Annotated in this window: 14 protein-coding genes; all 14 read right to left on the bottom strand. The window is 48.6% G+C overall.

Annotation, left to right across the window (positions count from 1 at the left end):
• Nucleotides 1-17 precede the first annotated feature (17 nt).
• The 14 genes from EKM71_RS04110 to EKM71_RS04045 all read right to left on the bottom strand — a co-directional run bounded on the left by EKM71_RS04110 (nucleotide 18) and on the right by EKM71_RS04045 (nucleotide 12944).
• Nucleotides 18-1604, bottom strand: coding sequence for a glycerophosphodiester phosphodiesterase (locus EKM71_RS04110; protein ID WP_225417987.1), 1587 nt, complete (start codon nucleotides 1602-1604; stop codon nucleotides 18-20).
• Nucleotides 1605-1667: 63 nt separating this feature from the next.
• Nucleotides 1668-2813: a D-alanine--D-alanine ligase family protein gene (locus EKM71_RS04105; RefSeq protein WP_125573391.1), complete on the bottom strand. Its 1146-nt coding sequence runs from the start codon at nucleotides 2811-2813 to the stop codon at nucleotides 1668-1670.
• 79 nt (nucleotides 2814-2892) lie between these two features.
• Nucleotides 2893-3864, bottom strand: coding sequence for a DUF2785 domain-containing protein (locus EKM71_RS04100; protein WP_125573390.1), 972 nt, complete (start codon nucleotides 3862-3864; stop codon nucleotides 2893-2895).
• A 24-nt stretch (nucleotides 3865-3888) separates the two neighbouring features.
• Nucleotides 3889-4740 (bottom strand): SPFH domain-containing protein, encoded by an 852-nt coding sequence (locus EKM71_RS04095; protein WP_125573389.1) that lies wholly within the window; start codon nucleotides 4738-4740, stop codon nucleotides 3889-3891.
• Nucleotides 4741-4893: 153 nt separating this feature from the next.
• Complete coding sequence (locus tag EKM71_RS04090; RefSeq protein ID WP_125573388.1) at nucleotides 4894-5196, bottom strand: glycine cleavage system protein H; 303 nt, start codon at nucleotides 5194-5196, stop codon at nucleotides 4894-4896.
• Nucleotides 5197-5211: 15 nt separating this feature from the next.
• Nucleotides 5212-6417: an FtsW/RodA/SpoVE family cell cycle protein gene (locus EKM71_RS04085; protein WP_125573387.1), complete on the bottom strand. Its 1206-nt coding sequence runs from the start codon at nucleotides 6415-6417 to the stop codon at nucleotides 5212-5214.
• Between the two features lie 95 nt (nucleotides 6418-6512).
• The gene (locus EKM71_RS04080; protein WP_125573386.1) at nucleotides 6513-6737 is read right to left on the bottom strand and encodes a DUF2969 domain-containing protein; all 225 of its coding nucleotides are present in this window, start codon (nucleotides 6735-6737) and stop codon (nucleotides 6513-6515) included.
• A 12-nt stretch (nucleotides 6738-6749) separates the two neighbouring features.
• Entirely contained in the window at nucleotides 6750-7043 is a 294-nt protein-coding gene (yidD, locus tag EKM71_RS04075; RefSeq protein WP_125573385.1) for a membrane protein insertion efficiency factor YidD, read from the bottom strand.
• Nucleotides 7044-7061: 18 nt separating this feature from the next.
• A complete protein-coding gene (gene mreB, locus EKM71_RS04070) occupies nucleotides 7062-8069 on the bottom strand; it encodes a rod shape-determining protein (RefSeq protein WP_125573384.1) in 1008 nt (335 codons plus the stop codon).
• A gap of 120 nt (nucleotides 8070-8189) precedes the next feature.
• Nucleotides 8190-9497, bottom strand: coding sequence for a UDP-N-acetylglucosamine 1-carboxyvinyltransferase (murA, locus tag EKM71_RS04065; protein ID WP_125573383.1), 1308 nt, complete (start codon nucleotides 9495-9497; stop codon nucleotides 8190-8192).
• 38 nt (nucleotides 9498-9535) lie between these two features.
• On the bottom strand, nucleotides 9536-9763 hold the full coding sequence (locus tag EKM71_RS04060; RefSeq protein WP_125573382.1) for a DUF1146 family protein: 228 nt from the start codon (nucleotides 9761-9763) through the stop codon (nucleotides 9536-9538).
• A 413-nt stretch (nucleotides 9764-10176) separates the two neighbouring features.
• Nucleotides 10177-10593, bottom strand: coding sequence for a F0F1 ATP synthase subunit epsilon (locus EKM71_RS04055; protein ID WP_125573381.1), 417 nt, complete (start codon nucleotides 10591-10593; stop codon nucleotides 10177-10179).
• A gap of 13 nt (nucleotides 10594-10606) precedes the next feature.
• Nucleotides 10607-12022, bottom strand: coding sequence for a F0F1 ATP synthase subunit beta (gene atpD / locus EKM71_RS04050; protein ID WP_125545954.1), 1416 nt, complete (start codon nucleotides 12020-12022; stop codon nucleotides 10607-10609).
• Between the two features lie 22 nt (nucleotides 12023-12044).
• Nucleotides 12045-12944 (bottom strand): F0F1 ATP synthase subunit gamma, encoded by a 900-nt coding sequence (locus EKM71_RS04045; RefSeq protein ID WP_125573380.1) that lies wholly within the window; start codon nucleotides 12942-12944, stop codon nucleotides 12045-12047.
• Nucleotides 12945-12967: the final 23 nt, after the last annotated feature.

The raw sequence follows: 12967 nt of genomic DNA, 5'->3' as shown, positions 1-12967 counted from the left end.
TCTGATAATCCCGCAACCTATGCATAGCTTAAAACAAAGTTCTGTAAGACCGCCCATCGCGTTGCTGTCGCCGATTGCTGGGTAACCCAACGTAGTCGCGATAATTCATTGGTAATCTGGCCATCGGCACCCAACGCCCACATCCGCATCATCGTTGCCGTCGTGTCAGGCGTCCACAGATATGCCGGTACCCCTTCTTGATGGGCAGCCGCAATAAATTGTTGACTGGCGGATAGTCGCTGAAAGGAATAAAAGTCCGCGGGAATCGATCGAGGATTAACCCAGTTAAACGGAAGAATCAAACCTACCTTTAGACGTGGTTGTAGCTGACGTAACTGCCGCACCACCCGGTAATCCAGTGAGTGGACAACACTGCCATCATGCCGTAACCGGTCACCATAGGTCGTGGCAAACCGTCGGATGGCATTCTGTGAGTCATGCGGCGTTGTCTTAATCTCTACCATGAGCCGTTGATGTTGCGCTTCAGCCACCCGCAGGTAAGCTGGCCAGCTGCTGAGTCGAGCTTGCTGCCTGTTTTCATGGAGCATCAATCGCTGTAACTGTCGGAGGGTCAGATCATGGGGTGTTGCATCCCGACCAGCCAACACTTTAAGGTTCTCGTCATGCAATACGACCCACTGATGGTCACGGGTCTCATGCAGATCCATCTCAACGTAGTCCGGTTGATGAATTGTCACTTGGCGCAAGGCCCCTACCGTATTCTGGACCCCATGACCGTGGTCAACCCCGCGATGGCTAATCAGGGTGGTTGGTCCCCACGCTGGTTGGGCAAAGACTGTTTGCGACGTCACCATCCCCATCATGACCAGGCTTATTAGCGATAAGACCAGCGCCCCAGGTAAGCCACGCCGTCTGTCCAATAATTGCTGTGGCTGCGGCTGACCACACCAGGCCCAAACAACCGTCGTTAGTCCCAAAATGGTCATCAAGCAGAACCCCAGCAGGACGATAAACACAGCCACTATCAGCATCAATCGGCCCGTCACCACATGAAGCACGGCTACCAAGGCTTCACTGCCAACAATCCAAACGGCGGCGAGACCAGCCCAAATACTGAGAGCGCCTCCGATTTGTCGTGCCGATCCTCCAGTAGTGGCTTCACCTTGGGACCACCAGTGGGGGCCCCGTAACCAGAAAATCCCAGCGAGAAGCAGATAGAATCCCCCCACAGCCACCAGTACAGGCCGCCGATTCAGCGTCACAAAATTAATCAGAGTGGCCGGTAGCACCAGGCGCGCCCAAAAACGACTTCCCAGGCCCCACAAGCCAAACGGCAAAGCCAAGACAACCGATACCAAGAGCACTAATCCCCACGCCCATTTGTACTGCCAGACACGGCGCCAGATTTCTGGCTGGGTCATCGACTTGCCAGAGACGACTACCGCCACCTGAGTGAGTTGCCAAATTGCGATTAAGCAAAGACTAACGACACTCACCACCAGGGCTCCTGACCAACCTGGCCGCTGACTCAGCCAGCGCACACCTAGTAATAGACTAATCAAGCCACCCCACCCCATCAAAAGTCCGGTGTGCGTGAGACTCAATCGCCAAACACAATTCAATTGGTGCCGATACCGTCGCACAGAAAATCCTCCCCATAAAAAAATCGATGAGTCACGTTACCGTGGCCCACCGACGTTTAACACTTACTTTGCTTTCGGCTTGTAGGTTGATGCCGCTGACGCATTGTCCAACGGAATAAAGTCGTAAGCCAATTCGTTTTGATAATCGAATTCGTCAAGGGCCAACTGAATCAGCCGATCGATCAGGTCAGCATAGCTAATCCCGGAAGCCTGCCACAGTTGTGGGTAAAGGCTAATGTTGGTAAACCCTGGCAAGGTGTTCACTTCACCAACGTATGGCACGCCATCCTTAGAAACCAGATAGTCGATCCGCGCCATTCCCTTTAAGCCAAGAGCCGCGTAGGTCCTCAGACCCATCGTCGTGATTTCCGTCGTCAGGTCGGCTGGTAAGTCGACTGGAACTTCGAAGGTCACGCCACTAGCATCCACGAACTTATTATTGTAGTCATAAAAGACATCAGATTCCGGTACCCGAATAGCACCCAACCGAGAAGCTTGAGGCTTTTCGTTACCCAAAATGGAAATTTCAACCTCTTCTGGACCAGCAATGGTTTCTTCAACCAATACCTTAAAGTCATAACGGAAAGCATCGGCTAAACCTTCACTGTATTCCGTTGCATTTGTTGCCTTATGAATCCCTACGGATGATCCCTGGTTAGCAGGCTTGATAAATACGTTGGTGCCCAACTTAGCCTTGATTGTCTCGTAGTCGTTTTCATTACGGTTATCCGGCGTAATCACCACGTACTTGGTGTTCCGGATGCCGTGTGTGGTCAACACTTGCTTCGTTAAGTCCTTATCAAAGGACGTCGCTGATGCTAAGACGCCACTCCCCACAAAAGGCTTTTTCAAGAGACGGAAAAGCCCTTGGATCGTACCATCTTCACCCAAGTTACCATGAATAATTGGGAAGAAAACATCAATGTCCTTTGCCTGAGATAAATTCCAAATGGGTGCCAAGGGGTTGGAAGAATCTACTTTGGTGAGTTCTTCTGCGGCGACTGTTGCCTCGTCCTCACCGTCAAATACGCGCCGTGAAGCAGCGTCGCTTAAAACAAAACCGCTACGCGTCAGCAGGAATAGGCTAACGTCATAATGGGATTTGTCCATTGCGTCGTAAATGTTGTGGGCCGAACGCTTGGAAACGTCGTGCTCCGAAGAATTTCCACCGAATAGTAGACCTACGTGTAACTTTGTTTTCTTCTCCATCTTGTTTGTCACTCATCCTATCGTATAGATTTCGGTTAGCCTTCAGTATACCATTTCTCAAAAAAAATGCGTATATTTTTTAACCTAAAAAATCGATAGTTGAATTTAAATACTTTTTTATAGCCGGCGAGAGCCCCACCTTCAACCGTAAGGCGTCTAACAGGCGTTTACGGTTGAAAAATTGGTTCCACCCCGCCAGGTTGTCCGGACGACGTCGCTTGGCGACTTCCTGCCGCCAATGTTTCAACGCGTCCAGAAAAGCCGTTTCATACAGGCTGTGCCGATTCGTCAGTTCCACCAAATAGGCCGCCATCCGATCGTTCTCACCGTAAATTAGTGGTGTTGTCACTCGCTTGAGGCGTTCCATGTAGGTCACCAACAAAAAGAGCTTATCTGCTCGCGTCAGCTGGTCACTGGCCGCTAACACGGCTAGCAAGTCCACAATGGCCGCATAGGCATGTGCCCAGCCCTGTTGGTTTACAAATCCCCGGGTATCCGTCTCGACACAAATATAAGTTGCCACCTGAATCACCAACCGATGCCAGTCTAGGTCTAGTGGCGTCGACTGCTCGTTTACGAAGTGCAGGACAACGGCTAGCAACGAAGCCGCACTGGCCCGACCAAAGACTGCCACATTTGCGGGTTCCAGGACGTGATTAAAGAGAACTTGGTCACTGCTGAGTGTCGAAATCAGTCGCCGCATTCCCTGTTCACCAATGGCATCCTGCTGCAACGCATCATACAAGGTGAAGTTCACGCCATTGTAGCGAATCTTAGGGTCGAGCGATGCCAAATGGCGTAAGAGAAATTGTAAGTTGGCCGGCGTCAGCGCTAATTCTTCTTGATGGGCAAGCTGCTCATTGAGTTGGTCCAGGAGTTCCTGAATACCATCTGAATCGTCCGGTAACTCGACAGTCGTCCGCCGTCGCCGGTGAATACCATCCATAACCTCCCCAATTCGATGTCCCAGGGACTGATACACCTGTCCCGCCTTCAATTCCGCATTGAGGTCCGCCATCTGCTGTCGAAGCGTCCCAATCTGTTCATCCATCAAATAAGCCTCCTGAGCATCTAACTAAGACTCAATCTTTCCGGTATTGAGCACCGGTTGTGAGCCCCGTTCGTTAATAATTGAAACCATCATGTTATTAATTAATTGAATCTTTTGGTTGTCCGTTAATTTCAAATCTGTCTCATCGGCGAGCTTGCTAATCGCACCTTCCGTGATCGACACAGCCCCTTCAACAATAATCTTTCGTGCCGATAGGATAGCCTGGGATTGTTGCCGTTGTAGCATGGCTGAAGCAATTTCCGTGGCGTAGGCTAGGTGTGTCAACCGCGTTTCAATAATTTTAACTCCGGCAACGTCGAGCCGCTCCTGAAGTTCCTGCGTCAAGCGATTTGAGACTTCGGTAGGATTACTCCGCAAGGTCAATGCCTCACCGTCACCAAAGTTGTCGTACGCATATTCTGAAGCCACGTGACGCACGGCCGACTCCGTTTGAATTTCCACAAATTGTTCGTAGTCTTCGACGGAGAAAAGTGCCTTACTGGTATCCACAACCTTAAAAACAATGACTGCCGCAATTTCTACGGGATTCCCTTGCAGGTCATTAACCTTGAGAATGGCACTGTTAAAATTACGAACCCGTAAGGACACCGTTGCCTTATTTGTCAGTGGAATCGTCAGGAATAAACCCGACTCGCGAATCGTACCGATATACTGGCCGAAGAACGTCAGTACTTTGGATTGGTTAGGGCTGATGATAGTCAAACTGCTGGCGGCTAGAATTGCCACAATTAGCAGGACGGTCCCCGTCACTATCATCCCCGCCATCACGATCAGCCACCCCGCAAACACGATCAATGCCAGGACTAACAATAGTCCGAGATAGCCGTTCATGTGAATGACATTTTTTTCTTTCATTTAGACTCACTCCATTCCCCATTTATTCGGTCTAATGGAACGGCACTCACCGCCCCCCTAAACGTCAACTATCCTTATTATACCCGACTGGCTAGGAAACCACTAAAAAACCGGCCCTTTGCAAGCAAAGAGTCGGTCACCTTAATAATTAGTTTAAGCTTCTTGCACATCGACGAACCATGCTGCATTCGTATCGTTGCCGTTCAGGGCGTCGAAATCTGCATCCAAGGCGGGGTTGACGGCCGTCACGGTCCCAGTCACGGGACTTGAAATGTCTGAGACGGCTTTGTCCGCTTCAACACTCAATAAACTCTCACCATCGACGACGTGGTCCCCAACAGCCGGCAACTTGGCAAAACTGATCGTGCCTAATTCGGACTGACCCTCACTGGTCAAACCGATTCGGGTGCCATCAGTCACCTTTTTTGTCCAAAAGTACTGTACCATTTCAGCCATACTAACCGCTCCTTTTTATTCGAAAGACTCGTTTCGACTAAACATGTAACTCTTATAATGATACCGCATTGACATGATTAAACCAATCCCGATAAGATTTCCGATTAATGCGGACCCCCCCTGGCTCACGAATGGTAACGGAATCCCGGTCAGCGGTAATAGACCAATGCTCATCCCAACGTTTTCAAACACGTGAAAGAGAATCATCATGATAACCCCAGTTGAGATGTAGGCATAGAACACGTTCTTGGTATCGAATGTCACTCGAATCATTTGGTAAATCAATAGGAAGTACAAGAAGATGAGGACACAGCCCCCGATAAACCCGAAGTTTTCCCCGACAACGGAGAAAATCATATCAGACTCTCGAACGGGAACGTAGACGTGTGAAACGTTAAAACCAGTTCCAAAGATCCCACCAGACCCGATCGCCTTCATACTCTGCCAGAGTTGATAACCCTGGTTAGAAGTGTCTGCCGACGGATGAAGCCAGGTGTCAACCCGGGAGAATTGGTAAGCTTGAAAGCCAACTTTCTCGAGGATCCTACGCCCACCATCCGTCGTCACAAGGGCTAACACACTGCCTCCGACAACGGCAATAATGGAGAATGCTGGTGCGATAATCTTCCAGGTAATCCCAGAAACCAACAATACCCCACCAACGATGGCGAAGAACACCAGCATCGTCCCAAAGTCATTTTGTAATTTCAAGAGCACCGCTACCGGCAAGGTCCAAAGGATCAATTTACCAATCAGCTGCCAGTCAGTACGCATCGTGTGTATTGGATTAGCATTGTTATGTTCCGTCACCACTCGCGCCAGCATCAAGATAAAAGCTGGCTTCATGACTTCAGAAGGTTGGAAAGTCAAAGGCCCAATCGCAAACCAACTCTTGGCACCAGTATTGTCAAAATATGTTCGACTGTAAAAAACCAACACGGCCAACAGCAGGAAGATGCCTAGCCCATAGAGCACGGGGGCCACCTTCCAAAGCTGCTCGGAATCAAACTGCATGATAATAATAATCGCCACGGTCCCAATGACATACCATACCAATTGGGAAACCACCGCAGAAGTAATGCTAGTCGACCCGCTATCGTGGGTTGCCGCTACATAGATAGAAGCGAGTCCGATCAACGCCAACATGAGGATACAGAAGATAATCCCCCAGTCGATTCGCGACTCGGTCTCGGTCCGCTGTTCTGTCGCATTCTTTGCCACTATGATTGCTCCTTAATTCAAACTAAGATTTGTCTTCATTATAAAGGCCGGAGTGGACGAACACGTCGCACTCCGGCCAACTTTACGAAAATTTATTATCCCCGGTGTAAGTGGTAATCGCGCAATAACAGCTCGACACCCTCGTCAACCGTCTTTACACGGTAAACATCGCCGTCATTCAACTGGGCCGAGAACCGGTCGTCGTCAGGTGTAACGGTTCCAATCGTCTCTGAACCAATCTTCAGAACGGACATCATTTGGCCGTCTGGTAATTTTTGTTCATCGATGGTTACTTGCACTGCTTTTTCTCGTTTACTCATGCCAACTCTCCTTTATTTAGTGGGCGGCAGCTGATCCAGATGCATCGCCGCTCGGTATTCTGCTTCCGCTTTTGTGTTACGGCGGAGACTAAAGTGGTCCGGCACGGGATCAATCCCGCCCCGCACGAATGGATGGCACCGTAAGATCCGCGCCACCCCCATGAGACCGCCCTTAAGCGCCCCATGTTTTTCTAACGCCTGCAACATGTAAGTCGAACAAGTCGGATAATACCGACAGGTCGGTGGGAATAGTGGCGAAATGAATCGCTGGTACCCACGTACGAACATCGTCAATAGCCAACGCATCACGCCACCTCCTGTATGCTAGTCGTTGTTTTGTTTTGCCGTCTTAGTATCCATGTGCTCCAGAAGGACACCAGCACCCTTAGCAACATTGTCTAAGGGGTCTTCGGAAATGATGACGGGAACCGTCAAACGTTCTGAGAAGAGCTTGTCGATACCATCTAACAAGGCACCCCCACCAGTCAACATGATGCCGCGATCAATGATATCCGCAGCCAACTCAGGTGGAATAGTCTCCAGAACTGACATCGCAGCAGCCACAATTTGGTCCACGGAATCGTGAATGGCAACTTCGACTTCAGCGGCGGTAATAGTCGTTTCGGTTGGCATTCCACTAACGGAATCACGGCCTCGAACAGCCATTGTCCTCTGTTCGTTCTCAGGCTCTGGATAAGCAGTCCCAATCTTAATCTTGATGGTTTCTGCTGTCCGTTCCCCGATAATCAGGTTGTGTTCATGCTTCATGTAGTTCACGATTTCAGCATTCATCCGGTCACCAGCGACACGAATAGACCGACTGGCTACGATGTCCCCTAGAGACAGAATAGCGATGTCACTGGTTCCCCCACCCATGTCGATAACCATGTTACCACTAGGCTTGAAGATATCCATACCGGCACCCAAAGCGGCAACCTTAGGTTCAGCTTCCAAATAAACCTTGGCGCCACCAGACTTTTCGGCAGCTTGAATGATAGCCTTCCGTTCGATCTCGGTGATGTTGGTTGGTGCACAAATCATAATGTTTGGTTTGGACAAGAACCCCTTGACGCTTAGCTTATTGATAAAGTAGGAGAGCATGGCCTCAGTGATGTCAAAATCGGAAATGACCCCGTCTTTCAAGGGACGGATTGCCCGAATATTCCCTGGAGTCCGACCCACCATGCGGTAAGCCTCTGAACCCACTGCCAGGACCTTATCCGTCTTCGTGTCAATTGCAACGACGGATGGTTCATTTAATACGATACCCTTGCCGACTACGTAAATTAAAACGTTCGCAGTCCCCAGATCAATCCCAATATCTTTCGCCATACTTAGTGCCCTCCTGATTTTAAAAGCCAATTTTCAACATATCATTATAACATACTCTCATTAAACTAAAAATGATTTCTCGATCAAACAAAAAGGTGGCTCTTACGCCACCCTCGTTGTCTAGTTATTTACGTGTGAGTTTTTTAACACCACGGTGTCGTTGTCAGCAACCGTGACGCGTTCAACTTGTGCGCCCAATGCCGTCAACTTCTTGTGGAAGTCATAATAACCGCGATCTAAGTATTTCAGATTGGTCACCTGTGTATAGCCATCCGCGACTAATCCGGCTAGGACCAATGCCGCAGCAGCCCGCAAGTCGGTAGCAGCCACTTCAGCTCCATTAAAGTCAGTCGGGCCATGCATCACAACAGTCCGTCCATTCACTTGGTACTGTGCGTTCATGCGCCGAAGTTCTTCCAGGTGCATGAAGCGGTTCTCAAAAACGGTTTCGGTCATGGTACTGGTTCCAGCAGCAGCTAACTGTAAGATGGTCATTTGAGGCTGCATATCAGTTGGAAAACCAGGATAAGGTAAGGTCTTCACGTCCGTTGATTGTAGCTTTTCTGGGCCAATAACCCGAATTCCTTCTGGTTCTTCAGTAACCTTGGCACCCATCTCCTGTAACTTGGAGATCAGTGGCTTGTTGTGTTCAACGATCCCGTCTTTAATCAAAACGTTCCCGTGAGTCAAGGCAGCGCCAACCATAAATGTGCCGGCTTCGATCCGGTCTTGAACCACGTTGTGTTCAGTCCCGTGCATCTTTTCTACTCCGTCGATCCGGAGTGTTTCCGTACCGGCACCGCGAACGTGAGCCCCCATCTTGTTTAAGACATTGGCCAAATCCACAATTTCTGGTTCGCGAGCAACGTTGTCAATCACAGTCGTTCCTTGAGCCAAACAAGCGGCCATCATAATGTTCTGAGTGGCCCCAACACTAGGGAAATCTAAGTAAATGTGGTTCCCGACTAAACGATCGGCGAAGGCTTCAATATAGCCATCGTGTTGTTCGATCCGAGCACCAAGGGCTTCTAGACCCTTCAAGTGTAAGTCAATTGGGCGTGTCCCAATGGCACAACCACCAGGTAAAGCAACCCGAGCATGACCCAACCGCGCTAAGAGCGGACCCATCACAACGATTGAGGCACGCATCTTGGAAACGTATTCAAAAGGCGCTTCACTAGAGACTTGGCGTGTCGCATCAATCGTGACTTCCCGTTGTTCTTCGTTGAAATCAACGCGGAGATTCAGGAAGCGTAAGACTTTATTCATCGTATAAACATCAGATAAAACCGGAACATTTGCTAAGTGGGTGAGTCCATCTTGACCAAGAATTGACGCCGCCAAAATTGGAAGAACGGCATTCTTAGCGCCTTCAATTTGAACCACACCGGTTAAGCGGTTCCCACCATGAACGATAATTTTTTCCATGGGATACCTCCAAAGAATTTTATGAGCCGTTTGCTGCTTTAAAGTAAATAGCCCAGGTTACGAACGTTGTTAATGAAGTCTAGGAAGAATGAGCTGCAGCCAAAGCCGATGGCCACCGCCAACATCACGATAAGCACTCGTGACTGGCGCGGGTAAAACGTCATTAACCGTTCAATGTGTAACGCTGATATTGCCCAAAATGCAAGGCCAATAAAGGCTAAATGGCTAATAATCGTTAATATTCCCTGTAACCCAATGAGTTTCATTCGCCCAATCCTTTCCAAACATTCTCACCCACTATATCATAATTTTTCATAGTTGTCCCCGAAATTCCTGTAAATTCAGCGTTTGTAATATTACATTTCATCCGTTTATGACCAGTGACCGACCAAACGGCGACCTAAAAGGTTTTACGTGGTGAAATCATTTCAAAATCCGCAATTATTCTTCCTGAACAGAACAACTTATTTTCAGGTCGAAAAACAGCACATCGTTCGGAAATAAATTCAATTTCCATTGGTTTGAATTGGATGCTTTACACCACTTTAGCAGATGTGTAACCTTCGACATGGACAACGTAACGCCGCCAAAAACGAGATCCGCTGGAACAAAAAAGCAACTTTTCCCTAGAGAAAAGTTGCTTCAGAGTCCTATTCAGGATTATTGTCTTGCATCGTGCTTAGTGATTGGCAACGTTAATCCGGTTAATAGCCCGGCGTAATGCCACTTCAGCCCGTGCTAAGGTATCGGGATCCTTCTCGGCCTTTGCCTTTTCAATCGCCTTTTTAGCCCGTTCCTGAGCGCTCTGTGCCCGGCTGACATCAATATCAGCCTGACGTTCAGCACTGTCGGCAACAATTGTTGCCACGTTATTGGAGAATTCAATAAATCCGCCATTAACGGCAATCCGGTCTTGTTCACCGTCATGCTTGAAACGAACCTCATCAACTTTCAACGTCGCAAGGACGGGAACGTGATTTGGCAAGATCCCCATCGGCGCATAGGTCGTGGTCACAATCAGAAAGTCACCTTTCTGTTCATAAACCCGACCATCGGGAGTCACAATGCTAACGGATAAAACTGGTTTATCAGCCAATTAGAATTCCTCCCTAGTTGTTGGCGACGGCGTCATTCATTTCCTTGGCCTTAGCCACGACGTCTTCGACACCACCACAGTTACGGAAAGCATCTTCTGGCAGCTTGTCGTACTTACCTTCCAGAATCTGCTTGAATCCATCAATGGTATCTTCCAACTTCACGTACTTCCCTGGTAAACCAGAGAATTGGGAAGCCACAGTAAATGGTTGTGACAGGAAGAATTGAATCCGCCGTGCACGGTTAACAATCGTTTGCTCTTCTTCAGAAAGTTCATCCATCCCTAAGATCGAGATGATATCTTGCAATTCATGGTAACGTTGCAAAACGTGTTGAACTTCGGTTGCAACGTCATAGTGTTCTTGGCCGATGATTTCAGGGGCTAAGGCAGTTGACGTTGAAGCCAATGGGTCCACGGCTGGGTAAATCCCTTGTTGCGTTAAAGAACGTTCCAAGTTGGTCGTGGCATCCAAATGGGCGAAAGTCGTGGCGGGAGCAGGGTCGGTGTAATCATCGGCAGGCACGTAAACGGCTTGAATCGAAGTGATCGACCCATTCTTCGTTGACGTGATCCGTTCTTGCAACTGACCCATTTCAGTGGCCAACGTTGGTTGGTAACCAACGGCTGAAGGAATCCGACCTAACAAGGCAGAAACTTCAGAACCGGCTTGCGTGAACCGGAAGATATTATCAATAAACAACAGAACGTCTTGGCCCTTAACATCACGGAAGTATTCCGCAATCGTTAACCCAGTCAAGGCAACCCGCATCCGGGCACCAGGAGGTTCATTCATTTGACCATAAACCATGGCCGTTTGCTTCAGAACTCCGGAACCTTTCATTTCCCAATACATATCGTTACCTTCACGGGTCCGTTCACCAACACCGGTGAAAACGGAAATCCCGTTGTGGCCTTGCGCAATGTTATGGATTAATTCTTGAATTAAAACGGTTTTACCAACACCGGCACCACCGAACAACCCAATCTTCCCACCACGAACGTAAGGTTCGAGTAAGTCAATAACCTTGATCCCAGTTTCTAGGATTTCAGTCGTAGGGTTCAATTCGCTATACTTCGGTGCGTCACGGTGAATTGGCATCCGTTGGGCATCAGGCCCAAATTCGGCACCACCATCGATTGGATCACCCAAAACATTAAATACTCGACCTAAGGTGTCATCACCAACGGGAACGGAAATGGAAGACTCTGTGTTTTCAACTTCCATGCCCCGGCGAAGACCATCGGTACCGTCCATGGCAATCGTCCGCATAACCCCGTCACCCAATTCAAGGGCAACTTCGGTTACAAGAACAGTGCCATCATCACGTTTGATGTTTAAGGCGGTGTTGATGTCGGGTAATTTATCAGTTAATGGGAATTCAACGTCGACAACTGGTCCGATAACTTGAACAACTTTACCAGTACTCATTATTCGTTAATTCCTCCCGTCATTAATTCTTTAAGGCTTCTTGACCACCAGTAATTTCGGTGATTTCAGTCGTAATCGCTGCTTGCCGAGCCCGGTTGTAATGTAATTGCAGATCCGAGATCAGGTCATCAGCGTTGTCAGTGGCTGACTGCATCGCATTAGAACTTGATGCATGTTCAGCAGTTTTGGCATCCAAAATAGCACCATAAACCAGACTCTCAGCGTATTGTGGCAGGATAGAATCCAAGACCTCCTGCGCTGAAGGTTCTGTTTCATAATCGTTTGCAAGATTGGACGTTGGCGTCTCACTAACAGCTTTACCCGCAAGTGTTTCACGGTCCACTGGCAATGTCTTTTCACCCCGGAATGACGACGTAATACGGTTAACGAAATGGTTATAACAAACGTAAAGTTCGTCAAAGATTTCGTTATCGAACATGGTCGTCACGGTCTTTACAATTTCCCGGACTTCGTTAAACTCGGGAACATCGCTTACACCGCGATATTCATAAGCCACGTTAATGCCCCGGTTCTTGTAGAAGTCTGCTCCGGTACCCCCAACAGCCAGAATCATATAATCATCTGGGTTAGGTGTCTGCTTGTCAATGAATTCATTGGCTTCGCGCAAGACACTACTGTTATAACTCCCCACCATACCGCGGTCAGAAGTTATGACTAAATAAGCCGTTTTCTTAACTGGACGGTCTGCCTGTAACTTGTTTGAGGAATTATCAAACAGTTGAGACTGAGATAAGCGCATGACTACTGACTTAATCTTTGAGACGTACTCTTGATAGCCAGCCGTATGCTTCTGAATCTTGTTCAACTTCGCAGTCGACACCATGTGCATCGCGGCAGTGATCTGTCGGGTTGCCTTGGTTGACGAAATCCGATGTTGGACGTCATGGATAGATTCAGCCATTTTTTCTCACCATCCTTCCTTCA

The organism is Levilactobacillus huananensis (assembly GCF_003946145.1).
Taxonomy (GTDB): Bacteria; Bacillota; Bacilli; order Lactobacillales; family Lactobacillaceae; genus Levilactobacillus; species Levilactobacillus huananensis.
Note: the sequence above shows the minus strand (reverse complement) of the source record. Positions and strands in the feature narration are given on the sequence as shown.

Excerpts from the sequence above, each read along its gene's own strand:
- EKM71_RS04105 (WP_125573391.1), bottom strand. The coding sequence starts at position 2,813 with ATGGAGAAGAAAACAAAGTTACACGTAGGTCTACTATTCGGTGGAAAT.
- EKM71_RS04100 (WP_125573390.1), bottom strand. The coding sequence starts at position 3,864 with ATGGATGAACAGATTGGGACGCTTCGACAGCAGATGGCGGACCTCAAT.
- EKM71_RS04095 (WP_125573389.1), bottom strand. The coding sequence starts at position 4,740 with ATGAAAGAAAAAAATGTCATTCACATGAACGGCTATCTCGGACTATTG.
- EKM71_RS04090 (WP_125573388.1), bottom strand. The coding sequence starts at position 5,196 with ATGGCTGAAATGGTACAGTACTTTTGGACAAAAAAGGTGACTGATGGC.
- EKM71_RS04080 (WP_125573386.1), bottom strand. The coding sequence starts at position 6,737 with ATGAGTAAACGAGAAAAAGCAGTGCAAGTAACCATCGATGAACAAAAA.
- yidD (WP_125573385.1), bottom strand. The coding sequence starts at position 7,043 with ATGCGTTGGCTATTGACGATGTTCGTACGTGGGTACCAGCGATTCATT.
- mreB (WP_125573384.1), bottom strand. The coding sequence starts at position 8,069 with ATGGCGAAAGATATTGGGATTGATCTGGGGACTGCGAACGTTTTAATT.
- murA (WP_125573383.1), bottom strand. The coding sequence starts at position 9,497 with ATGGAAAAAATTATCGTTCATGGTGGGAACCGCTTAACCGGTGTGGTT.
- EKM71_RS04060 (WP_125573382.1), bottom strand. The coding sequence starts at position 9,763 with ATGAAACTCATTGGGTTACAGGGAATATTAACGATTATTAGCCATTTA.
- atpD (WP_125545954.1), bottom strand. The coding sequence starts at position 12,022 with ATGAGTACTGGTAAAGTTGTTCAAGTTATCGGACCAGTTGTCGACGTT.
- EKM71_RS04045 (WP_125573380.1), bottom strand. The coding sequence starts at position 12,944 with ATGGCTGAATCTATCCATGACGTCCAACATCGGATTTCGTCAACCAAG.